This is a genomic window from Paenarthrobacter sp. NPDC090517 (assembly GCF_044769165.1).
Lineage (GTDB): Bacteria > Actinomycetota > Actinomycetes > Actinomycetales > Micrococcaceae > Arthrobacter.
Genome location: NZ_JBIVXN010000001.1, coordinates 204,892 through 227,820 on the forward strand (window position 1 = coordinate 204,892; position 22,929 = coordinate 227,820).

Sequence of the window (22,929 nt, forward strand, 5' to 3'; positions counted from 1 at the left end):
GGCAAGATGGACACCATGACTTCCCATCCGAATCCGGAACCGCACACCTACGACGACGACACGCGCCTTCACGGCGAATATAAAGTCCCCGGCGGCAAACTTGTGGTGGTGGATTTGGAAGTGGCTAATGGCCGGTTTTCCAAGGTATCGCTGAGCGGTGACTTTTTCCTGGAGCCCGATGAAGCCCTTACAGACATCAACCGAGCCCTGACCGGCCTCCAGGAGAACTCAACAGCGGCCGACATCGCCGCAGCCGTCAACGCCGGATTGCGCGAGGACGCCGTACTGTTCGGGTTCTCCGCCGAGGCTGTGGCGGTAACGGTCCGCCGTGCGCTCTCCAAGGCGACGGGCTGGGCGGACCACCAATGGGAAGTCATTCCACCTTCTGTACTGCCCACGCAGGTGAACGTGGCGTTGGATGAGGTCCTCACGGAGGAAGTCGGAGCAGGGCGGCGGAACCCCACGCTGCGGTTCTGGGACTGGGAAGAGCCGTCCGTTGTCATCGGCAGCTTCCAGTCGGTACGGAATGAGGTGGATCCGGAAGGCGTCAACAGGCACGGAATTACGGTGGTACGCCGCATCAGTGGTGGCGGCGCCATGTTCATGGAAGCCGGCAACTGCATCACGTATTCGCTCTACCTACCGCAAACGCTGGTCGATGGAATCAGCTTCGCTGACTCCTACGCCTTCCTGGATGCCTGGGTAATGGCCGCACTGGAGAAGCTGGGCATTACCGCCTTCTATGTGCCCTTGAATGACATTGCCACCGATCAGGGCAAGATCGGAGGCGCAGCACAAAAGCGCCTTGCCAACGGCGGCATGCTCCATCACGTCACCATGAGCTACGACATTGACGCAGACAAGATGGTGGACGTCCTGCGCATCGGCAAGGAGAAACTCTCAGACAAGGGAACCCGGAGTGCCAAGAAGCGGGTGGACCCGTTGCGGCGCCAGACAGGTCTTCCACGCTCGGCAATCCTTCAGGCCATGCAGGATGTCTTTACTGAACGTTACGGTGCTGTGGAAACCCGGCTCACCGACAACGAGCTCGCCGAAGCAAGGCGGCGCGTAGCCGCGAAGTTCGGTACTGAGGAGTGGCTGAACCGGGTTCCTTAGGTTCTTTCCGGTCGCTTGCCCTTGCGGTCAGCCGGCCGCTTGCGCCGTCAAAGCCCGCAGCAGGTGGCTCCGTTGCTCAATGACGATGCGGCGCAAGGCACGGGGAGCATTCTGGTGGTCACGAAGCCAATGGTCGGTTCGTACCAGCACCGCGTGATCAGCTGGCCGCACGCCTTCCGGCAGGTCCTGGGCTCCGGGGAAGAGGCCACGGACAATCCGGCCCGCGATTTCAATGCTGCGTTCGGTCCACACACGCTCAAGGCACTCGAAGTAGGGCTCAACGTAGCGTTCCAGAAGGTCTCCGGGAGCAGTAACGAAACCGGCTATGGTGGCGCTGAGGATCTCGTTGGAAAGGCCCGTGCTGTTCACGGCAGAATCCCAGGCAGCTGCTTTGACTGATGCGTCCGGTCGGGCAGCTGAGGCCAGGGCATGCCCCTCCCTGCCCGATGCTGTCGTATCAGCCCCAAGCTCCCGGTCCAGTTCGGCCAGGGTCGCTTGCCCGTGGGCCGCCAGCGCCTGCCAGAGGCTCCAACGCAGTTCGGCGTCCACGGCCAGGCCCTCCACCACGGTGCTGCCGTCAAGGATTCCCCGCAGAAGGGTTAACTGGCTGTCACCGTGTCTGGATACGTCGGCCACAGTTCTAGCCCACGCGAGTTGCGGGTCTGAGCCGGGATCAGCAGACATCAGCTGCTCAGCGGCCACCGCCAGGAAATCTTTTCGCACGCCTTCGCGTGTCGCCGAGGGGACATAACGCTCGATGGCGCTGGCAGCATTGCCCAACACGTTCAGCAGGACACCTATGCCCGCTTCGGCAGGCGCGAACTGCTCGACGGCGGACACGTAGCGGGCCGCTGGGGTAACTCCATCCCGGGCCGAATCCCAGAGCGCGGTCCAGCAAAGGGCGCGCGCCATGGGATCCGAAATTTTGTCCAGGGAGGTCCTTACAGTGTGTTCGGACTCGGGGTCCAGCCGCACTTTGACGTAGCTCAGGTCGTCATCATTGACCAGCAGCAGCGCTGGACGGCGCTTTCCGTTCAAAGCACTTACCAGCGTACTTGGGCCGGCAACGTCCACCTCGATGTTTTCGGTCCTCACCAAGGCACCAGCCGGATCGGCGTCATACAAGCCCAGCCGCATACGGTGTGGACGGAGTTCCTGGTGCCCGGTCAGGGGATCTATGGCCTCTTGCTGGAGGGTCACGGCCCCAAAGACCCCACCGTCCTCCACGATCTCAGCGGCAATGGTGGAGATACCGGATGTCTGCAGCCACTGGCGTGCCCAGTCAGCCAAGTCCCGGCCCGAGGCAACGCCAAGTGCTTGCAGGAGGTCCTGGAGGGACGTATTACCAAATTCATGATCCCGAAAATACTGACGGGACCCCTTGATGAAAGCATCAAAACCGACATAGGCCACCAACTGCTTCAGTACCGAAGCACCCTTGGCATACGTTATGCCGTCAAAGTTCTGCTTGGCGGCCTCAAGGTCCGGGATGTCCGCCACAATAGGATGGGTGGTGGGCAGCTGGTCCTGCACATAGGCCCAGGCTTTGCGTTTGCTGGCGAAATTCACCCATGCGGTGTCCCAGTCCGTAGCGCGGTCCACACCAAGGGTCCCCATGTAGTCGGCGAACGACTCCTTGAGCCAGAGGTCATCCCACCAGTTCATGGTGACGAGGTCGCCGAACCACATGTGTGCCATCTCGTGCATCAGCGTATTGGCTCGCGCTTGGTACTGGGCATCTGTGGCGCGGGAAGCGTAAACGTACTTTTCCGTGAACGTCACCAGCCCGGGATTCTCCATGGCTCCGAGGTTGTACTCGGGCACGAACGCCTGATCATACTTGCCCCACGGATAGGGGTAGGCGAAGAGCTCGTTAAAGAATGCCAGTCCACTCTTGGTCAACCGGAACAGTTGTTCGGCATCGAACGACTCCGCTAAGGAGGCCCGGCAGAAAAGTGCCAGCGGGACGTCAAGGCGGGTTCCGTCGTCGAGAGTTGTTGCCCAGTGATCTTCTGCCTTGAAGTAAGGGCCGGCCAGCACAGTAGTGATGTAGGTGGACATTCGCTTGGTGGTAGCGAAATCCCATTGCGCGGCACGGGGATCGTCCGGCACAGGCGTGCGGGCCTCTTCCACTCCGTTGGACGCGACTTTCCAAGCAGCGGGAGCGATGACGTGGAACGTAAATTCAGCTTTGAGGTCGGGCTGTTCGAAGTTGGCGAAGACGCGGCGGCTGTCGGCCGGTTCGTATTGCGTGTAGAGATAGCACTCGCCGTCTGCGGGATCCACAAAGCGGTGCATGCCCTCGCCGGAGCGGCTGTAGAGCGCCCTCCCCGCCACAGTCACGGTGTTCTCGGCCTCGAGGCCTTCCAGAATGATCCTGTCCCGGTCCACCACTAATCCGACGTCAAGAGACCGGCCGTTCAACAGCACAGACTCGACGCCGCCGCTGATGAAATCCATAAAGGTGGAGGAGCCGGGGTCGGCTGAGAAGGTGATGGTACTGGTGCTCGGGTATCCGGCGACGGCGGGATCTGCCGCGTCGCGGACATCAAGCGTGACGTCGTAGCTATGGGTGGTGATCAGGGCTGAACGGATGGCGGCTTCATCGCGCGACAAATTGTGATTCGACACACAGCTATCTAATCATGATCCAGGCGGCCCCCAGGCCCAACGATGCGATGAGCAGCCAGGACCCCAACGCCACCAGAATTGCGCGCCCTCCCGTATGAATCAGGGTGCGCACCCGCACCGCCGAACCAAGCCCGAACAGTGCTGTTGCCAAGAGGATGTCCTGAAGAGTCGCCGCGATCTCCAGTCCCGCCGCCGGCGCCCAACCCAGGGAGCGGACTACCACCATGGACAGGAAACCGATCACAAACAGCGGGACAATGGGCGGGAACCGCCCGTCCACGCCATTAGCTGCCTTGCCCGTCCCGTTGCTGTGTTGTTTCACATGGATTATCCGCTGGTGCACCCCGGCTGCTGCCGCAACAGGCGCAAGCAGGACCACGCGGGTCAATTTCACGACGACGGCGATCGCCAATGCCGAGGTACCCGCGGTTTGCGCCGTGGCCACCACCTGGCCGACGTCATGCACTGAGGCGCCGGTCCAGGCCCCGAACTGTTCAGGATTGAGGTTCAACGGGTGCATAAGAAGCGGGAGGACGCCGATTGCAAGGGTGCCGCACAGTGTCACAAGCGCCACAGGGAGCACGGTGTCTTGATGCTTGATACGGCGCACAGCTGCCATTGCGCCGATTGCGGAGGCTCCGCAGATGGAGAAACCAGTAGCGATAAGGAGGGCAGCTGATCCGGGGAGGCGCAGCAGCCGCGCCAGCCCATAAGTTCCAGCGAAGCTCAGCAGCACGACACCGCTGATCAGGAGCAGGGATAGCCAACCCAGGCCAAGGACGTCGCCGATGCTGACTTTGAGGCCCAAAAGCACGATTCCGGCACGCATAAGGTGCTTTCCAGCGAAGTCCAGGCCTGGTCGGGCGCGCCCCGCGGTCAACACGGCCGTGCCCGGTATATTTGCTGAAAGCAGGCCCAAGGCAACAGCAAGTGTCATGGCCGGAACCGCCGGTAAGACAGTATGAATGGCGAAGGCAAGACCCGTTGCGGCGATGCTCAGGACCAACCCGGGCCCCAGCCGGGACAGCTGGGGCGCAAAACTGTTGAAGGGCATGCCTCAACCCTGCCGGATGGGGGCACGGAAGGCGAACCGGGAGTACCCGGAAACGGCCACACAACCAGCGCGAAATGCGCTCGACTCAAAAAGGTGATTACCTGAATCCCATGTCTGACCTATTTCAGGATTACTCCGAGGCCGCCGCGCGCAGTGGTGCCTATGACGAGATGTTTGCCCAGGGCCACGTTGCCAGAAGATCCTATGGTCAGGTTTCCGGGGCTCTCCGCGAGCTTTCCTTGGCCGATGTCACCGCCCGGGCCGATTCCATGGCCCGAACGTTCCTGGACCGTGGCGTCACGTTCGACTACGCGGGGGAGGAGCGGCCGTTTCCCTTGGACATCGTCCCGCGCGTCATTCCCGCCGACGAGTGGGATGTACTGGAGCGTGGCGTTGCCCAGCGCGTCAAGGCCCTTGAAGCATTCCTGAACGATGTCTACGGGCGCATGGCAGTAGTCACGGATGGCGTGATTCCGCGGCAGCTTGTGACCACAAGTGCACATTTCCACCGCGCGGTCCACGGTTTCGAGCCCTCAGGCGGTGTTCGTGTCCATGTGTCGGGCATCGACGTCGTCCGGGATGCGGCTGGAACCTTCCGCGTGCTGGAGGACAACGTCCGCGTTCCTTCGGGCGTCAGCTACGTTTTGGAGAACCGTCGAGCCATGGCCAAGGGTTTGCCTGAGGCTTTCGGCCAGCAGCACATCCGGCCTGTGGAGGAGTACCCCCGGCGGCTCCTCTCCGCACTACGCAAGACGGCTCCCTCGGGCGTGGACGATCCAACCGTTGTTGTCCTGACACCGGGCGTCTTCAACAGCGCCTACTTTGAGCACACCCTCCTTGCAGGGCTCATGGGCGTGGAACTGGTGGAAGGCCGGGACCTCATCTGCCGCGGTAACCGCGTGTATATGCGGACCACTGCCGGTGAGCAGCGCGTGGATGTCATCTACAAACGCATCGATGACGACTTCCTTGATCCGCTGCAGTTCCGCTCGGATTCCATGCTCGGCTGCCCCGGATTGGTTAACGCCGCACGCGCCGGGGGAGTGACCATCGCCAACGCTGTGGGTAACGGTGTAGCCGACGACAAGCTCGTGTACAGTTACGTGCCTGACCTCATCCGGTACTACCTCCACGAAGAGCCAATCATCGCCAACGTCGACACTTTCCGGCTTGAGGAAAAGGAAGCCAGGGAGCACGTTCTTGACCGTCTCGACGAGCTGGTGGTCAAGCCCGTGGACGGTTCAGGTGGCAAGGGATTGGTCATCGGGCCGGACGCCACGAAGGACGAGCTCGACGCCCTGCGCAAGCGCGTCATTGCCGATCCCCGCGGATGGATCGCACAGCCCGTCCTGCAGCTCTCCACGGTGCCGACGCTCTCCGGAGACAAGTTCGGCCCCCGCCACGTGGACCTGCGTCCTTTTGCAGTAAACGACGGCGACGACGTCTGGGTCCTGCCGGGAGGCCTCACCCGGGTGGCGCTCAAGGAAGGGTCCCTGATAGTGAACTCCAGCCAAGGCGGCGGTTCCAAGGACACGTGGGTTTTGGCCGACTCTCCGCAACTGCCGGCCGAGGTCATTCCCCGCCAATCCGTCACACTCCGCGAGCAGGTATCCGTATGGCCGGTGGAAAGCAACTGGCGGGACCGCCAAACGGAGCAGCAGCAGTGAACGCGCTCCGTCAACACTTGAACTTCGACATGCACCACGCGAAGGAGGCAGTTCCATGCTGAGCCGCATTGCTGAGTCACTCTTCTGGATCGGACGCTACGTAGAGCGCGCCGACGGTACTTCAAGGATTTTGGATGTGCACCTTGAGCGCCTGAACCACTTGCCCTTGGAGGAACAGCGCAGCGTCGCCCGGGAGCTCCTTGCCGTAATGGGGGCCAAGCCGCAGAGCGAAGAATTCGGCCTTCCCGAACTCCTGCATGCCTTGGCCTATGACAAGCACAGCGCGTCCTCCATTGCCGGTTCACTGGGTGCAGCCCGAGAGAATGCGCGGCGCGCCCGCGAAACTGTCTCCCAATCCCTGTGGGAAAGCCTTAACACCACCTACTACGGCCTCAACCAACACCGCAAGGACGTTGTGGGGACCTATCGTTTCTGCAACTGGGTTTTGGAGCGGACCGCCATGGTCCGGGGTCTGGCGGACACCACAGTCAGCCATGACGAGAGCTGGTTGTTCATGGTGCTCGGTCGCTCCCTGGAACGGGCCGACATGACAGCCCGCATGTTGTCCACCCGCGACGTTCAGTCCGCTGGAATGTCGTGGGTCAACATGCTGCGGTGTGCGGGAGCGTATGAATCCTTCATCCGAACCCGCAGGGCAGCGTTCGGGGACCAGCACGCGGCAGAATTCCTGCTCCTGGACCGGTTGTTCCCGCGTTCCATTGTCTATGCTCTGCGCGATGCCGATGATTGCCTCGCCAAGTTGGATCCGTCAGCGCAGCGTGTGGGTTTCATCAACGACGCCCGGCGAATTGTGGGTCAAGCCCGGACATTCCTTGAATTCCACCGCACAGACGATCTCATGTCCGAACTGCCTGAACATATGGAACGTGTTCAAAAGGCCGTAACACAGGCCTCGGACGCAATTTCCCGTAAGTACTTCAATCAGGCTGATGAGCACGCCTGGGTGGGAGAAGTTTCATGACCCGGCTGAGCATTGTTCACAAGACTGCCTACAAGTACAACCGCCGTGTGACCTTGTCCTACAACGAGGCCCGGATGACTCCTCTGACTGACGGCCAGCAAGTTGTCTTGGAAGCCTCACTGAAGGTCTCACCGAACCAGGCCTCCGTAAGTAACTACCGTGACTACTGGGGGACGCGGGTCACCGCGTTCGATATGCAAATGCCGCATGAGAGCCTTGAGGTCCTCGCGACGGCCACCGTTGAAGTGCACCGCACCGAACGGGTGGCAACCGAAGATGACATTGTGGGATGGGACGTCATAGCTTCGGACAAGGTCCAGGACGAATTCAGCGACTGGTTGCCCCAGTCCCGGCTCAGCGGACCCGGTGAAGAAGTCCTGGAGATCGTTCCGGATATCGTCAGGGGAAAGAATCCCCATGAGGCCGCGCTGGCCGTATTCGCATGGATGGCCGGCGAAATGACCTACATGAAGGGCACCACCGGGGTCACAACGAATGCCGAACAGGCGTGGTCCCAGCGCCAAGGCGTGTGCCAGGATCTTGCCCATTTGGCCATCGGCGCCCTGCGCTGCAGCGGCATTCCTGCCCGCTACGTCTCGGGATACATCCACCCCCGTTCCTCCGCAGACATCGGCGAAACTGTTGCCGGCCAGTCACACGCCTGGTTGGAATGGTGGGATGGCGAATGGCGCAGCTGGGACCCCACCAACCACAAGCCGGCAGGTGATTACCATGTAACCGTGGCTCGGGGCCGTGACTATCGCGATGTTCCCCCGCTGAAGGGGATCCTGTCCGGTGGAGGCGGCTCGGGGCTCTCCGTTTCGGTGGAGATCACCCGCCTCGCGTAAGGTTTTTCTACAGATAAGGCCCTTAAGAGTCGATCTTAAGGGCCTTATCTGTACTCAGGCTTTCTACCAAGGGGAGGGCTTGTAGTCCTTGAGGAAGACTCCATACTGGTCCTCGCCCTTTTCGCCCATCACAATGGGGTCGTAGACACGCGCAGCGCCGTCCACCAGGTCCAACGGAGCGTGGAATCCTTCTTCCATGAGCCGGACTTTGGTGTAGTGCGGACGTTCGTCGGTGATCCACCCAGTGTCCACTGCGGTCATGAGAATGCCATCGGAATCCAGCATTTCCTGGGCGCTGGTCCGGGTCATCATGTTCAACGCGGCCTTGGCCATGTTCGTGTGAGGGTGCCCGGGGCCCTTGTAGGCACGGGAGAACTGCCCTTCCATGGCTGAGACGTTGACGATGTACTTCCTGTGGGCTGTGGATCGCTTCATGGCATCGCGAAGGCGGCTTACCAGCAGGAAGGGTGCCGTAACGTTGCACAGCTGGACCTCGAGCATCTCCAAGGGATCCACCTCGTCGACCACCTGGGTCCAACTGTTGATGGACGCGAGATCCGGAACCAAGCCGCCCGCATCGATCGCTGTCCCTGACTCAATTCGCTCCAAGGATGCCGATCCGGTGGAGAGCGCCAGCGAGGTGATCGCGTCCCCTGCCAAGACAGGGTGTTCGGTGACGCTGCTGGCCAGGGCAAGCGGGTGCTTGTCATGCGCATGACCGAAGGTCACCAGCTCGGGACCTCCGTTGGCAGCCTCAAGGGCCGCTGGCAGCGGCTCGTCCTCTGCGTCAACCAAAGGCTTGTATGCATTGCCGGAGCGCCGCACGGTCTGGGCTGCGTTGTTAATGATGATGTCCAACGGGCCCGCCTCGTTGAGCGAGTCGGTCAACGCCATGACCTGTGCCGGGTCACGGAGGTCTATGCCAACGATCCTGAGCCGGTGGAGCCACTCTCCGCTGTCTTCCATGGCTGCAAAACGTCGCGCGGCGTCCTTGGGGAAACGGGTAGTGATGGTGGTGTGGGCGCCGTCCCTGAGCAAACGTAACGCGATGTACATGCCGATCTTGGCGCGTCCGCCGGTCAGCAGTGCCCGCCGTCCCGTGAGATCCGTGCGGGCATCGCGCTTGCTGTGGCTGAAGGCCGCGCATTCAGGGCAGAGCTGGTGGTAGAAGGCGTCAACCTGCGTGTAGTGCTTCTTACAGATGTAGCAAGGACGCGAGCGAATGAGGTGCCCGGCGATCTCGCCGGTGGCTGAAGGCGCCAGCTTGTTGCCGCGGGTTTCGTCGTCAATGCGATCCGGCGCGGCGGTAGCCGTCAGAGCGAGGACAGCGCGGTCAGCCTCGGCAATGGAGTCACGTTTGGTGACACGGCGGTGGCGTTTGACGGCTTTGAACATCTTGCCGGTGGCACGGCGGACAGCAACGTAGTCCGGATGCTCTTCGTCGTAGACGTGGATCGTGGTCAGAACCTTGAGGCAGGCCTGGATCTCTTCAGGCGTCAGATCGGTGGAGCTCATTGACCTGATTTTACAGCCTTGGGAGCCTGAGGCCTGCCTCGGGTTCTGCCAACGTCAGCCGGGTACGTTCGGGCTAATGTGAGGCACCCTGGGCTGCGGCATCGGCTACGCGTGACTGGATGCCCGCCGCTACCTTTTCGGCGGAGTCACGGATGTCGGGATCATCGTGGGTGGCCGCCTTGACAGCTTCCGGCAGCCCACGGCGATGCTGCGCCGAAAGCGCCAGCTCTGCCTCGCCGGGCTCTGGTACAACCTGGCCCTTCGCAAGCACGGTAATGCCCGACTCAGTGACCTTATAGCCTCGTGCCTTATCCAAGGCCGGGTCCAAACCGATGGCCGCGCCAGCGGGGACCTTGACGTTCTTGTCCAGGATTGCGCGCTTGATCACGGCACCTTCGCCGACTCGGACCTTGTCCATCAAAACAGAGTCCTGAACACGGCTGCCTGCCGCCACATAGGCGTCGTTGGAGAGCACGGAACCTTCAACGATGCCACCGGAAACCACCACTCCGCTGGCAACAATGGAATCGAGGGCCGTTCCCACTGTGTTGTTCTCGCCACGGACAAATTTTGCCGGGGGCGAGATGCTCTGGCGCGTGTAGATAGGCCACTCGGAGTTGTAGAGGTTGAAGATCGGCACAGGGGAGATGAGGTCCATATGTGCGTCGTAGAACGAGTCGATGGTACCGACATCGCGCCAGTAGGTCCGGTCCCGTTCGGTGGCACCCGGGATGTCGTTGAGCGTGAAGTCGTACACGCCGGCTTCGCCTTGGTCCACGAAGTAGGGAATGATGTCCCCGCCCATATCGTGCTTGGTATCCAGTCTTTCTGCGTCCACATGCAAGGCTTCCACGAGGGCGTCTGCATTGAAGACATAGTTGCCCATGGACGCGAGGAACTGCGTGGGGTCGGCTGCCAGTCCGGGGGTGCTGGCCGGCTTTTCCACGAAGGCCGCAATCTTTTGGGGATCGTTCTGGTCCACCTCAATGACACCGAACTGGTTGGCCATGTTCAGTGGCTGCCGCACTGCAGCAACTGTCGCTTTGGCCCCGCTGGCAATGTGCTGCTCCACCATTTGGGAGAAGTCCATGCGGTACACGTGATCAGCGCCGACCACTACCACGATGTCCGGGGCGTCGTCATGGATGAGGTTCAGCGATTGATAGATTGCGTTTGCACTACCCAGGAACCAGCTCTTGCCCACGCGCTGCTGCGCCGGAACAGAAGCTACGTAGCGGCCCAGTTGCGTGGACATACGCCAGGTTTCCGAGATGTGCCGGTCAAGGCTGTGCGATTTATACTGCGTCAGCACGACGATTTTCAAATATCCCGAATTAACGAGATTGGATAGTGCAAAGTCAATTAGCCTGTAGCCGCCTGCGAACGGAACAGCGGGCTTGGCCCGATCCGCCGTCAGCGGCATGAGTCGGTTGCCTTCTCCGCCTGCCAATACGATTGCCAGAACTTTCTTCAACGCCATGGTCACAGCTCCCCGTACGTCTTCGTATCCCCCAAAAGTCCGATTTTCCGGACTCTTTCACACTAGAACACATACGCCGGAACGACTACGTTGGTTAGCGTGCGAATAGACATTGTGACTAAAGAATTCCCTCCGGAAATTTATGGCGGTGCCGGTGTCCACGTTGCCGAGCTCAGCCGGGTGCTGGCAAAGCACGTCGACCTTCACGTCCGGGCGTTCGGTGCGCCCCGTGATGCCGACTATCATGGGGCTTCCGTGGCGTCCTACGCCACGCCCGAAGACCTCGGCGATGCCAACGCCGCCATCCAAACCCTCGGCGTGGACCTGAGGATAGTTCCGGACATTGCGGGAGCGGACCTCGTCCACTCGCACACCTGGTACGCCAACATGGCCGGCCATCTCGCCTCGCTGCTGCACGGCATACCGCACGTGCTCAGCGCTCACAGCCTGGAGCCCCTGCGCCCTTGGAAAGCTGAGCAGCTTGGAGGCGGCTATGCGCTGTCCTCCTGGGTGGAGAAAACAGCGTATGAGGCAGCCGCCGCAATCATCGCCGTTTCCGATGGCATGCGTCAGGATATCCTCCGCAGCTACCCCAACGTGGATCCCGACAAGGTCCGCGTTGTCCACAACGGCATCGATGTCTCCCTGTGGGAGCGCGATGAAGAGGATGACGCGATCCGTGCGCTTGGTATCGATCCCGCCAAGCCCAGCGTGGTCTTCGTGGGCCGCAACACCCGCCAGAAGGGGGTGCCGTATCTGCTCCGTGCTGCGTCAAGCCTGCCGGAAGGTGTCCAGTTGGTGCTGTGCCTCGGGGCTGCGGACACCCCCGAACTTGCCGCTGAAACTGCACGCCTTATTGAAGAACTGCAGGCCAAGCGGGAGGGTGTCATCCTCATCGAGCGGATGCTGCCCCGGAAGGAGCTTATCCAGGTCCTCAGCCATGCCACCGCGTTCGCGTGCCCCTCGATTTACGAGCCCCTGGGCATCGTGAACCTCGAAGCCATGGCATGCGGTGCAGCAGTGGTGGCAAGTGCCACAGGCGGCATTCCGGAAGTGGTCCAGCATGGCGAAACCGGGCTCCTCGTCCAACTGGAGCAGGTCACTGACGGGACCGGGACGCCATTGGATCCCGAGAAGTTCGTCAGCGACTTCGCTGCGGCGCTGAACGAAGTTGTGGCGGATCCTGCGCGGGCCCGTGAGATGGGTATTGCCGGACGACGCCGGGCGGAGGAGCACTTCTCCTGGGAGTCCATCACTGAGACAACGCTTGAGGTCTACCGCTCAGTCCTGCGCTAAATCCCTAGCCTCCCGGTAGAAAGGCCAAATCACGACGGCGCCGCCCCCCTTTGGTGGGGACGGCGCCGTCGAGGTTTTCAAGAGTTCCGCAATTGTTCACCGCGTGGCAGCGAACTCCTGCTAACGGGCCTTGGATGCCTTCAGCGCCAGGAGCGTTTTCTCATCCGCCGGTGCACTGCCGCTGGCCCGCTGTTCGCGGAAATGTTTGCGGGCAGCATCCTGACGGGTAGCTTCTGCGCCGGTTGCGATGGAGGCGCGAAGGTGCTCCGGGCCGTAGCCGAAGGCGTCCACGAGGTCTACGGCGTGTGGACGGATCTTGACCAGGAGTCGGTTGATGTAGGTGCCAACGGTCCGGCCACGCTGCATCGAAAGCCTTCCGTTCATCAGGTACCAGGAGAGGTGCTTCTCGATCAGGGACAATCCGAACAGGTCGCGCAGCCAGGTCAAGACGCGTTTGGTTCCCTCATCCGATACATGGGTGAGGGCCTCGGTGAAGGCCTCCCACTGAAGAAGTTCCGCATGCGCCTGGGCGGCTTCAATGAGTTCGTGTTGGTGCTGGTTGAACAGGGCTGCGGCCTGGTGCTGTGGAAGTTTGTTGGCTCCCTTCAGTGCAGCACCGACGTCGGCGACCATTGACTGAACGCGGTCAGCCAAGAGCGTGCGCTGGCCTTCCTCGTCGCGCAACGCCAAAGCCGCCTTCTGGACTGAGCCGGTATCAGCCACGAACTGGGCAACCTGCCGGAGGCCCGTCCGGTGCAGAGCCACACCGGCGGCCTGATCAACTACATAACGGGCAAGAACACCAAAGTCGGCGCTCCGGAATTCCTTGGCGTAGTCAGCCAGGAGCCGCTTGGCTACCAGCTGCAGCAGCACGGTGTTATCACCTTCAAACGTGACATACACGTCGAGGTCCGCACGCAAGGAGGCAAAGCGGTTCTCGATCAGGAAGCCGGCTCCGCCACAGGCTTCGCGGCACTCCTGCAAAGTGTCCAAGGCATGCCAGGTGCTAAGGGGCTTGAGCGCGGCCGCCAGCGTTTCCAGGTCCTGTCGGTCGGCATCTGTATCGTGTGCGCCGGAGAAGACGTCGTCGAATTTCTGCAGGAGCTGTTCGTGGGCGAAGCTGGCCGCGTAGGTGGTGGCCAAGCGGGTGAACAACCGGCGCTGGTGCCGCTGATAGTCCAGCAGGACCTCTTCATCGGTGCTGGACGAAGCATTGAACTGCCGGCGCTCGGTGGCGTACTGAATAGCTGTCTTGAGGGCCAGCTTGCTGGCAGCAACAGCGGCCCCATCGAGGGAAACGCGGCCCTGGACCAGCGTGCCGAGCATGGTAAAGAAGCGGCGCCCCGGGCTCTCAATGGTGGAGGAGTACGTGCCGTCCTCAGCGACGTCGCCGTAACGGTTCAGGAGGTTGGTCCGGGGGATACGTACGTTCGTGAAGTGCAGCCGGCCGTTGTCAATGCCGTTCAGGCCGCCCTTGATGCCGTCATCTTCACCGCCGATTCCCGGTAGGAACTCCTTGGTGGCGGGATCACGGAGTTCCACATAAAAGGCGTGGACACCATGATTCACGTTCTTGGTGATCAATTGGGCAAACACCACAGCAGCGAGGCCGTCGTTGGCCGCATTGCCGATGTAGTCCTTCCACGCCGCCCGGAAGGGGGTGGTAATGACGAATTCCTGGCTGGTTTGATCGTAGGTCGCCGTGGTGGCAATGCTGGCGACGTCGGAGCCGTGGCCCGTCTCGGTCATGGCAAAGCAGCCGGGAATCTCGAGGCTCATGATGCCGGGAAGCCACTTGTCCTGATGTTCCGCCGTGCCGAGGTGCATGACAGCGGAGCCGAAGAGGCCCCACTGGACGCCGGCCTTGATCTGAAGGGAAGGGTCGGCTGTAACGATCTCTTCGAAGCCTGCAATGTTGCCGCCGTGATCATCGGAGCCGCCCAGCCGGGTGGGGAAGGCGCGGTGGACGGTGTTGTTGTCCACCAGGAACTTCAACTGTTCAAACACCCGGGCACGATGCTCGGTGTGGTGCAGGCCCTCGATTTTTTGCACCACTGGGTTGCCTGCCACCTTGCGGGCTTCGTGGCGGATGTGAGCCCATTTGCCAAGGAGCTGCTCCCCGAGGGCAGCGACGTCGACCACCGGGTCTCCGCCGGTGGCAGCCTCTTCGCGGCCGGAGGGTTGTTGGGCGGATGAGGCCCGATCCACTACTTCAGTCATGTTGCTTCCTTCTTTGGTTCCGACAACTGATGAGTCATTACTGGTGTCACGTGCTGCTTTTGAGCTCCGGGGCGATCCCGAGGCACAGCCAATCCGTAATCTGCGCGGCCATGGTTGCCTGATCTGGCTTGGTGCTGCCGGCAGGACTTCCCAGCCACATTTCTCCGGCGTTCCTTACGAGTCCGATAGCGGCCGTGGGCCAGTAAACGATGACCGCTTCTTTCTCTTCGCCCAGGTGCTCCCGCATGGGAGTCGCAATCATGTCCGTAATTTGTTCGAAGAAGTTGCCCAATGCGCCCGAGGCCGCGATAGCGTCCTGAGCCGAGGCCTCCCCGGGGGTGAGCCGGGTAATGAACGCGTAGACGTTGGGGCTGGATTCGGCCATCTGCAGATAGGCGGAAACCATGGCAAAGAGTCCCTCCCGCGGGGTTTGCGCCAATTGTGCGGCCTCCTGCATGCGGCGTTGCATCTGCGCCAGCACCACTTCACCCATTGCCTGCTGAAGACCTGCCTTGTCCCCGAAGTACCGGTAGAAGACCGACTTGGATGTACCCGCGGAGCCGGCTATGTCCTCCATGGAGGCGTCGCTTCCGAGCCTGTGAACAGCTTTTCGGGCGGCTTTGATGAGTTCGCGGCGACGCTCCTCACGATGGGACTGCCACCGGGCCGCACGTCCATCTACCAAAGCTTCTTCTTCCGAGGATGCAGGGACATCAACGGCAACCCCCGCCATGCCTGCGGCGCTGGCGGATTCTTCATCGCGACTGTTCACGATACCCAGCGTATCAGGTACGCTGGGTATCAGTAACTGGCGTTGATCGAAGGAGACAAGCATGGCTACAGCAGACGTGACTACGGACGGGCCCCTGGAACCGACCTCTGGCCCGCAATCAACACGCGCGGCGCTCATCGTGGGCGGCAACCGCATCCCGTTCGCACGAACCGGCGGCGCCTACGTAAAGTCCTCCAACCAGGACATGCTGACGGCGGCCTTGGAGGGGCTGGTGGCAAGGTTCGGACTCCAGGACGAACGCATCGGAGAGGTGGCGGCCGGGGCAGTGCTTAAGCACTCGAGGGACTTCAACCTCACCCGGGAAGCAGTACTCGGCTCTGCCTTGTCGCCCGAAACCCCCGCTTACGACCTCCAACAAGCCTGCGCAACGGGACTGGAGACTGTTCTTGGGTTGTCCAACAAGATCAAGTTGGGCCAAATTGACTCGGGGATCGCCGGTGGCGTGGACTCGGCATCGGATGCCCCCATCGCCGTCAGTGAGGGACTTCGAGAGATACTGCTTGACCTGAACAGGGCAAAGACCACCGTGCAGAAGCTGAAGATCATCGGCCGGATCCGACCCAAGGATCTGGCACCCGATGCCCCCAACACCGGGGAGCCCCGCACGGGGCTGTCCATGGGCGAACACCAGGCCCTCACTACTGCTCAGTGGAAAATCTCCCGGGAAGCGCAGGACGAGCTTGCCTTTAACAGCCACCGCAACCTGGCTGCCGCTTACGAGCGGGGCTTCTTCGATGACCTGATCACCCCGTACCGCGGGCTTACCAGGGACTCCAACCTGCGCGCGGACACCACACTGGAGAAGCTCGCCACCCTCAAGCCCGTCTTCGGCAAGAACCTTGGCTCCGAAGCAACCATGACCGCGGGCAACTCCACACCCCTGACAGACGGTGCATCAACCGTCCTCCTAGCCACCGAGGAATGGGCAGACTCGCACGGCCTGCCGAAACTCGCCACAGTCCTGGACGGTGAAGCGGCCGCCGTCGACTTCGTTCACGGCAAAGACGGCCTCCTCATGGCGCCGGTCTTCGCGGTTCCCCGCTTGCTGGCTCGGCACGGCCTCACTTTCGAAGACATCGACTTCTTCGAAATTCATGAAGCCTTCGCCGGAACCGTCCTCAGTACCTTGGCCGCGTGGGAAGACGAGGAGTTCGGCCGGACGCGATTGGGACTCGACGGCGCACTGGGAAAGGTGGACCGGGCCAAGCTCAACGTCAACGGTTCGTCGTTGGCTGCAGGCCACCCGTTTGCGGCCACGGGTGGCAGGATCGTAGCTTCACTTGCGAAGATGCTGCATGAGAAGGGCACCGTTAATGGCCGCCCTGCGCGGGGCCTGATTTCCGTGTGCGCCGCCGGCGGCCAGGGCGTTGTTGCCATTCTCGAAGCAGCATAGGGGGAGTGCGATGACAGACAAGTACACACAACTGGTAAGTCAGGGACTGGGGAAGGACGTAGCCAGGAAGCTGGGCCTGCCACAGCCCGTAGTGCTCCGACGCCACCAAACCGGCGCGCCGCTCATCACGGGTCCGGTGTTGGTCAGTGGTGACAGTGCAGGGGCAGATGACATTGCCACCACCCTGCTTGGTTGGGGTTTGGACGTCCGCCGCAACGCGCTGCCCAAGGAGAAACTTGGGGCAATCATCCTGGTACTTGATGCAGTCCAGCACCCCGGGGACCTGGGAAAATCAGTCCTCACCGCTGGCGCATCCCTGCGGGACCTCTCGCCCAACGGCCGTGTTATCAGCATGTCGCGGACTTCGCAGTCTGCCCGGACTCCTGCGTCTGCTGCTGCGCGGCAAGGCATTGACGGATTCCTGCGGTCGCTTGCCAAGGAACTCCGCGCGGGAGCGACGGCCAACGGCATTCTCCTGGACGACCAGCTCGCGACCACCAGCCCGTCGGCTCTGGGGGCCCTGAGGTTCTTCCTCTCGGGCCGCTCTGCTTATGTGGATGGACAGTTCCTGACCGTCCGCTCAACGTCAGGCAGCTTGCCGAACGACGCCGACAAGCCCCTCGCCGGCAAAGTAGCAGTTGTTACGGGCGCAGCGCGGGGGATCGGTGCAGCCATCGCCCGTACCCTGCACCGCGACGGGGCCAAGATCGTGGCCGTGGACATCCCGGCTGCAGGGGACCACCTGGCAGCTGTGGCCAACGAGGTACGCGGGACTGCCCTGCAGCTTGATATCAGCCGGGACGACGCTGGCCACCGCATCATTGAACACGCCGTGGAACGCCATGGCCGTCTCGACATCGTGGTGCACAATGCCGGGATCACCCGCGACCGGCTCTTAGCCAACATGGATGAGGGCCGCTGGCAATCAGTCATAGCTGTCAACATCGCGGCCCAACTGAGAATCAACGAGGCTCTTCTGGCTTCCGAGCATTTCAAGGAATCGCCGCGCATTGTGTCGGTCGCATCCACAAGTGGCATTGCCGGAAACAGGGGCCAGACCAACTACGGCGCATCCAAGGGTGGCGTCATAGGTATGGTGAGATCCACAGCTGCCCTGATGGAACCTTTCGGCGGGACCATTAACGCGGTAGCTCCCGGTTTCATCGAAACTGAGATGACGGCCAAGATGCCCTTCGCAATCCGCGAGGCGGCTCGCAGGCTCAACTCCCTCAAGCAGGGCGGCCAGCCCCAGGATGTGGCAGAGGCCATCGCGTTCCTTTCCAGCGATGCTGCCGGTGGAATCTCCGGTGAGGTACTGCGCGTGTGCGGGCAACAACTGGTGGGAGCATGAACCATCCCCAGCCGGTTGTCCTTGGCGAGCTTCCGTCGCTCTCCAAGTTGTATGTCAACGCCGCTACCGCCGCAGCCCGCCGTCGGGTTTTGGGAGCATCCTCCGGGAAGAAGCGGCTTCCTGCGGTCAGCCACGAGGTCAGGGGGGTGCGGGCCGACGTCGAAAATCTGACCGCCTACCAACATTTGGTGGGTGAGACCGCCAGCGACACCCTCCCTGCCGGCTACGTTCATGCTTTGGCTTTTCCCGTATCCATGAGCGTCATGAACCGTGAAGACTTTCCGCTGCCGCTCCTTGGCATGATTCATCTGAAGAACCGTATCGAACAACTGGTACCCATCCAGTTCTCCGAGGAACTGGACATCCGCTCGTGGGCTGAGAATCTTGCCGGCCACAGGGCCGGAACCCAACTGGATGTAGTAGCCGAGGTCCGTTCCGCTTCCAGTGGTGACCTACTTTGGCGCGGCGTGTCCACCTACTTGGCCAAAGGGGTCTTCCTGCCGGGCATCGACAAGCCAGGCAGTTCGAACGGCGCCACCGGGGCGGGCGACTTTGTCCCACCCAATCCCACCGCACTCTGGCAGCTGAATCTGGACACCGGCCGAAGCTACGCAGCGGTTTCCGGTGATTTCAATCCGATTCATTTGAGCGTCCTGTCGGCCAAGGCCTTGGGGCTTCGGGGATCCATTGCCCACGGCATGTACTTGGCCTCCCGGGCGCTGGCGGACGTGGGAGCGGTCAAGTCGGACTCGTTCGCCTGGGATGTCACCTTCGAAGCCCCTGTGTTCCTTCCAGCACGTGTTGCCTTGGACATCGCTACTGTCCAGGCGGAGGCGGGCACGTGGGAACGCTCGGACTACGTGGCATGGAATCCACGCAGCGGTAGGCGGCACTTTGCAGGAAGTGTTGTTTCTTTGGCATAGGGTGCCTCAACGACAAATGGCGGCGGCCACCACCAGGTGACTGCCGCCATTTCTTCGTTAAAGACAAGTAAGGAAACAGTTGTGACGAAGCTCGCATGCTGTTCTTGCCAAAGCAGATCAGGATAAACAAAACAAGGCCCGAAATCCGTGGATTTCAGGCCTTGCGATGGTGCGCGGAGGGGGACTTGAACCCCCACCCCCTTTCGAGGACTAGCACCTCAAGCTAGCGCGTCTGCCATTCCGCCACCCGCGCAGGTGGTGTTCAGATGGTCCATTTTGCACCTTGCGGTGCTTCACTTTCCTCCGAAGCAGCGAGAAAAACTCTAACACGGTTTCAGGTTGCTGAAAAATCGACCCTGGTCCGGGCACTATCCGATCCCGCCCCGGGCGCGTGCGCAGATACACATTCCGGACGCCTCCCGCCACTGATGGGTAGGCTGAAGGGACACGGGACGGAAACGTTGGAAAAAACACAGCGCGCGTCACCGGAACCTGCAGCCCAGCTACGCAAGGAGAGTTTCCATGTCTGTCATCCGTCCCGAAGACGAAGTTGTCCGGATCTGCCAGGAGCTCATCCGCATCGACTCCTCCAACTTTGGAGACGACTCGGGTCCGGGGGAGCGCGCGGCAGCCGAGTACACGGCCGGGCTGATCACCGAAGTCGGACTCGAAGCCGAGATCTTCGAGTCCGCCCCTGGCCGCGCCAACGTGGTGACCCGCATGACCGGCGAGGACCCCTCGGCGGACGCCTTGGTAGTACATGGGCACTTGGACGTTGTCCCTGCCCTCAAGGACCAATGGAGTGTTGATCCGTTCAGCGGGGAACTCAAAGACGGCTTGGTCTGGGGTCGCGGCGCCGTGGACATGAAGGACATGGACGCCATGATCCTTTCAGTCATGCGTAACTTTGCAAGGACGGGACGAAAGCCCAAACGCGACATCATCTTCGCTTTCTTCGCAGATGAAGAGGCCGGCGGCACCTACGGTGCCAGGTACGCCGTCGAGCACCGACGCGAACTTTTCGACGGCGCCACCGAGGCGATCTCGGAAGTCGGCGGATTCTCCGCCACTATTGGCGGACAACGTACCTACCTCCTGCAGACTGCCGAGAAGGGGTTGTCCTGGTTGCGGCTGGTAGCGCACGGCCGGGCCGGCCATGGCTCCCAGATCAACACTGACAACGCCGTCACCCGACTTGCCGCCGCAGTGGCCAGGATCGGCGAACACAAGTGGCCCGTGGAATTGACGCCAACCACGCGACAGTTCCTGGACGGCGTCACCGAACTCACCGGCGTCGAGTTCGACGCCGACAACCCGGACATCCTCCTCAAGGAACTTGGTACTGTGGCCCGGTTCGTCGGTGCCACCCTTCAGAACACATCCAATCCCACGTTCCTGCGCTCCGGCTACAAGCACAACGTCATTCCCGAGTCGGCTGAGGCGTTCGTTGACTGCCGCACGTTGCCGGGGCAGCAGGAACTGGTGTTCGAGACCATCAAGGAACTCGCCGGAGACGGCATCGAGATCAGCTACGTGAACAAGGATGTTTCCTTGGAGGTGCCCTTTGCAGGGAACCTGGTGGACTCCATGATCGATGCCCTGCACTCCGAGGACCCGGGCGCTAAGGTCCTCCCGTATACGCTCTCCGGGGGCACGGACAATAAGTCGCTGAGCAAGATCGGCATCACCGGATACGGCTTCGCTCCCCTGATGCTGCCCGACGAACTCGATTTCACAGGGATGTTCCACGGCGTTGACGAGCGCGTGCCGGCCGAGTCCCTCCAGTTCGGCGCCCGGGTCCTGAACACCCTGCTCAGCAACTACTAAAGCCAGCGCAAGAAGGACCGCCATGACTCCCGAAGAAATCCTTCCCGACGAACTCCTTGAGCGGCTCCGTGGCCGCGCCGCAGGCTACGACCAGAACAACCAGTTCTTCCACGAGGACCTGGAGGAGCTGGCAGCCGCCGGTTACCTGAAGCTGTTCGTCCCGGAGGCCGACGGCGGTTTCGGGCTCGGGCTCGAATCGGTGGCTGCGTTGCAGCAGCGTCTCGCCACGGCCGCCCCGGCCACAGCGCTGGCGGTGAACATGCACTTGGTCTGGACCGGCGTCGCGCAGGTCTTGACGGCCCGAGGGGACAGTTCCCTGGATTTTGTGTTGAAAGAGGCGGGACAGGGGGAGGTCTTTGCCTTCGGCATTTCCGAGGCCGGCAATGATTCCATGTTGTTCGATTCGGGCACGGTTGCCGAGCCGCTGCCAGACGGGAGCTACAGGTTCACTGGTCGGAAAATCTTTACCAGCCTCTCCCGCGGCTGGACCCGGCTGGGAACATTCGGCAAGGATGCCGACGCCAGGGATGGTGAGGGCGAGCTGGTCTTTGGCTTTCTCCGTCGCGATGAATCGGGCCACGAAACCCTGAGCGACTGGGACACCCTGGGCATGCGCGCCAGCGCGTCCAACACCACGCTCCTGCACGGAGCCGTGATTCCACCGGAACGGATCTTCCGCAAGCTCCCCGTGGGACCCAACAAGGACCTGTTGATCTTCGCGATCTTCGCGTGCTTCGAGACGTTGCTCGCCGCTGTCTACACGGGGGTCGCCGAGCGCGCATTCACCCTTGGCGTGGCGAATGTCAAGCGTCGGGTTTCAGCCAAACACGGTGGACGGAGCTACGCCCAAGACCCGGATATCCGTTGGAAGGTTGCGGACGCTGCCTTGGCCATGGACGGAATTGCACCTCAAATTTCTTCCCTTGCCCGCGATGTGGACAACCTGGTGGACCACGAAGCCCAGTGGTTCCCCAAACTTGTGGGGCTGAAATCCCGGGCTACGGAGAACGCCCGCCATGTAGTGGACTTGGCGATTCGCGTTACAGGAGGATCCAGCTACTTCCGTGGGTCTGAGATGGAGCGGCTCTACAGGGATGTGCTGGCAGGCATCTTCCATCCTTCCAACGATGAATCCGCCCATAACACTGTGGCGAATGCATGGTTGGGTCCGTTGGAGGACCAGCGGTAGCACCTGGATGGGTTAAGCCGCTGTGTTCAGACGGTTCGCTGCACGGAATAGACTTTGCGGCGCAACCAGAAGCGGCGCCCGCCTCCGAGGTAGAGCACGCTGCGCTCGAGTTCCCACTTGCCGTATTCGGAATGCTCGGCGAGTCTGCGTCGGGCTTCAGGCAGTGAGTCGTCAGGTCCCACCGTCAGTACGAGGTATTCGTACTGACGTGCGTAGTCTCGTTGGCGCTCAACGGAGCTGCCCGGAAATTGTTCTCTCATCCCTCTCCATTTTCGTCCTTTTCCGGCTAACGTGAAGTCATGAGCATCGATCCGCGTGTCGCGCTTCAATCACTGACCGCCGCCTTGGAAGAACATCTGGCTGCCGCATCAGCGCGCCGGGGCGAAGGTGACCCCAACGTCGAAGCTGCTTTTTTCGCCGTCGCCGATGCCTTCGAAGTTTATGAAGATGCGTTGTACGAGGCTTACTCCGAAGTTACTCCGCTCCAAGTCTTTGACGACGAAGATGAAGAAGACGAGGAAGTCCTGGACGAAGACATGGAGATCGTAGAGGACTAACTGCCCGGAAGACCGGCCACCTTGGGGTGGCCGGTTTTTTGTGCCTTCCCGGGTCGCTGAGGCAGAAAACACGTAGTCGCGGTCGGG

18 protein-coding genes and 1 tRNA gene are annotated in these 22,929 nt (G+C 61.6%); 11 read left to right on the top strand and 8 right to left on the bottom strand.

The genetic code is table 11. The features are described from left to right. Positions 1 to 15 precede the first annotated feature (15 nt). Positions 16 to 1,116, top strand: a complete 1,101-nt coding sequence (locus tag ACIQTW_RS00930) for a biotin/lipoate A/B protein ligase family protein (RefSeq protein ID WP_402932725.1) — start codon at positions 16 to 18, stop codon at positions 1,114 to 1,116. A 27-nt stretch (positions 1,117 to 1,143) separates the two neighbouring features. On the opposite strand, the gene pepN is transcribed toward ACIQTW_RS00930, so the two are convergent. Together pepN and ACIQTW_RS00940 are read right to left on the bottom strand one after the other, a co-directional pair. After that, positions 1,144 to 3,747, bottom strand: a complete 2,604-nt coding sequence (pepN, locus tag ACIQTW_RS00935; protein WP_402932727.1) for an aminopeptidase N — start codon at positions 3,745 to 3,747, stop codon at positions 1,144 to 1,146. Between the two features lie 4 nt (positions 3,748 to 3,751). Then, the gene (locus ACIQTW_RS00940) at positions 3,752 to 4,801 is read right to left on the bottom strand and encodes a YeiH family protein (RefSeq protein ID WP_402932728.1); all 1,050 of its coding nucleotides are present in this window, start codon (positions 4,799 to 4,801) and stop codon (positions 3,752 to 3,754) included. A gap of 110 nt (positions 4,802 to 4,911) precedes the next feature. Between ACIQTW_RS00940 and ACIQTW_RS00945 the strand changes: the two genes are divergently transcribed. From ACIQTW_RS00945 to ACIQTW_RS00955, 3 genes are read left to right on the top strand one after another with little or no spacing between them, the layout of a single operon-like run. Further along, positions 4,912 to 6,468 (top strand): circularly permuted type 2 ATP-grasp protein, encoded by a 1,557-nt coding sequence (locus ACIQTW_RS00945; protein WP_402932730.1) that lies wholly within the window; start codon positions 4,912 to 4,914, stop codon positions 6,466 to 6,468. Between the two features lie 55 nt (positions 6,469 to 6,523). Then, complete coding sequence (locus tag ACIQTW_RS00950; RefSeq protein ID WP_402932733.1) at positions 6,524 to 7,450, top strand: alpha-E domain-containing protein; 927 nt, start codon at positions 6,524 to 6,526, stop codon at positions 7,448 to 7,450. Continuing rightward, positions 7,447 to 8,298: a transglutaminase N-terminal domain-containing protein gene (locus tag ACIQTW_RS00955; protein ID WP_402932735.1), complete on the top strand. Its 852-nt coding sequence runs from the start codon at positions 7,447 to 7,449 to the stop codon at positions 8,296 to 8,298. The genes ACIQTW_RS00950 and ACIQTW_RS00955 overlap by 4 nt, the downstream gene beginning before the upstream one ends. A 63-nt stretch (positions 8,299 to 8,361) precedes the next feature. On the opposite strand, the gene ACIQTW_RS00960 is transcribed toward ACIQTW_RS00955, so the two are convergent. Together ACIQTW_RS00960 and glgC are read right to left on the bottom strand one after the other, a co-directional pair. Further along, positions 8,362 to 9,813, bottom strand: a complete 1,452-nt coding sequence (locus ACIQTW_RS00960) for an SDR family NAD(P)-dependent oxidoreductase (RefSeq protein ID WP_402932737.1) — start codon at positions 9,811 to 9,813, stop codon at positions 8,362 to 8,364. Between the two features lie 73 nt (positions 9,814 to 9,886). Further along, a complete protein-coding gene (glgC, locus tag ACIQTW_RS00965) occupies positions 9,887 to 11,299 on the bottom strand; it encodes a glucose-1-phosphate adenylyltransferase (protein ID WP_309074955.1) in 1,413 nt (470 codons plus the stop codon). 93 nt (positions 11,300 to 11,392) lie between these two features. Between glgC and glgA the strand changes: the two genes are divergently transcribed. Beyond that, on the top strand, positions 11,393 to 12,589 hold the full coding sequence (glgA, locus tag ACIQTW_RS00970; protein WP_402932739.1) for a glycogen synthase: 1,197 nt from the start codon (positions 11,393 to 11,395) through the stop codon (positions 12,587 to 12,589). A gap of 120 nt (positions 12,590 to 12,709) precedes the next feature. On the opposite strand, the gene ACIQTW_RS00975 is transcribed toward glgA, so the two are convergent. Further along, positions 12,710 to 14,809, bottom strand: coding sequence for an acyl-CoA dehydrogenase (locus ACIQTW_RS00975; RefSeq protein ID WP_402932741.1), 2,100 nt, complete (start codon positions 14,807 to 14,809; stop codon positions 12,710 to 12,712). 46 nt (positions 14,810 to 14,855) lie between these two features. Continuing rightward, positions 14,856 to 15,542, bottom strand: a complete 687-nt coding sequence (locus tag ACIQTW_RS00980; protein WP_402936155.1) for a TetR family transcriptional regulator — start codon at positions 15,540 to 15,542, stop codon at positions 14,856 to 14,858. Positions 15,543 to 15,642: 100 nt separating this feature from the next. On the opposite strand from ACIQTW_RS00980, the gene ACIQTW_RS00985 reads away from it, so the two are divergent. Genes ACIQTW_RS00985 through ACIQTW_RS00995 form a run of 3 tightly spaced genes read left to right on the top strand, consistent with a single transcriptional unit; the run spans position 15,643 to position 19,269 of the window. Continuing rightward, the gene (locus ACIQTW_RS00985) at positions 15,643 to 16,995 is read left to right on the top strand and encodes an acetyl-CoA C-acetyltransferase (RefSeq protein ID WP_402932743.1); all 1,353 of its coding nucleotides are present in this window, start codon (positions 15,643 to 15,645) and stop codon (positions 16,993 to 16,995) included. Between the two features lie 10 nt (positions 16,996 to 17,005). Next, positions 17,006 to 18,346 carry a 3-oxoacyl-ACP reductase gene (locus ACIQTW_RS00990; RefSeq protein WP_402932745.1) on the top strand — a complete coding sequence of 447 codons (1,341 nt, stop codon included), beginning with the start codon at positions 17,006 to 17,008 and terminating at the stop codon, positions 18,344 to 18,346. Next, a complete protein-coding gene (locus ACIQTW_RS00995; protein WP_402932747.1) occupies positions 18,343 to 19,269 on the top strand; it encodes a MaoC/PaaZ C-terminal domain-containing protein in 927 nt (308 codons plus the stop codon). Before ACIQTW_RS00990 ends, ACIQTW_RS00995 begins: the two co-directional genes overlap by 4 nt. A 167-nt stretch (positions 19,270 to 19,436) precedes the next feature. Here ACIQTW_RS00995 and ACIQTW_RS01000 read toward each other — a convergent pair. Further along, positions 19,437 to 19,522: transfer RNA gene (locus ACIQTW_RS01000), tRNA-Leu, on the bottom strand. A 269-nt stretch (positions 19,523 to 19,791) separates the two neighbouring features. On the opposite strand from ACIQTW_RS01000, the gene ACIQTW_RS01005 reads away from it, so the two are divergent. Then, the gene (locus ACIQTW_RS01005) at positions 19,792 to 21,096 is read left to right on the top strand and encodes a M20/M25/M40 family metallo-hydrolase (protein WP_402932749.1); all 1,305 of its coding nucleotides are present in this window, start codon (positions 19,792 to 19,794) and stop codon (positions 21,094 to 21,096) included. 22 nt (positions 21,097 to 21,118) lie between these two features. Then, complete coding sequence (locus ACIQTW_RS01010) at positions 21,119 to 22,285, top strand: acyl-CoA dehydrogenase family protein (RefSeq protein ID WP_402932752.1); 1,167 nt, start codon at positions 21,119 to 21,121, stop codon at positions 22,283 to 22,285. A gap of 26 nt (positions 22,286 to 22,311) precedes the next feature. Here ACIQTW_RS01010 and ACIQTW_RS01015 read toward each other — a convergent pair whose 3' ends face one another. Beyond that, positions 22,312 to 22,545 (bottom strand): DUF5703 family protein, encoded by a 234-nt coding sequence (locus ACIQTW_RS01015; RefSeq protein WP_017200923.1) that lies wholly within the window; start codon positions 22,543 to 22,545, stop codon positions 22,312 to 22,314. A 39-nt stretch (positions 22,546 to 22,584) separates the two neighbouring features. Between ACIQTW_RS01015 and ACIQTW_RS01020 the strand changes: the two genes are divergently transcribed. Continuing rightward, a complete protein-coding gene (locus tag ACIQTW_RS01020) occupies positions 22,585 to 22,842 on the top strand; it encodes a hypothetical protein (protein WP_017200924.1) in 258 nt (85 codons plus the stop codon). The last annotated feature ends 87 nt before the right edge of the window (positions 22,843 to 22,929 follow it).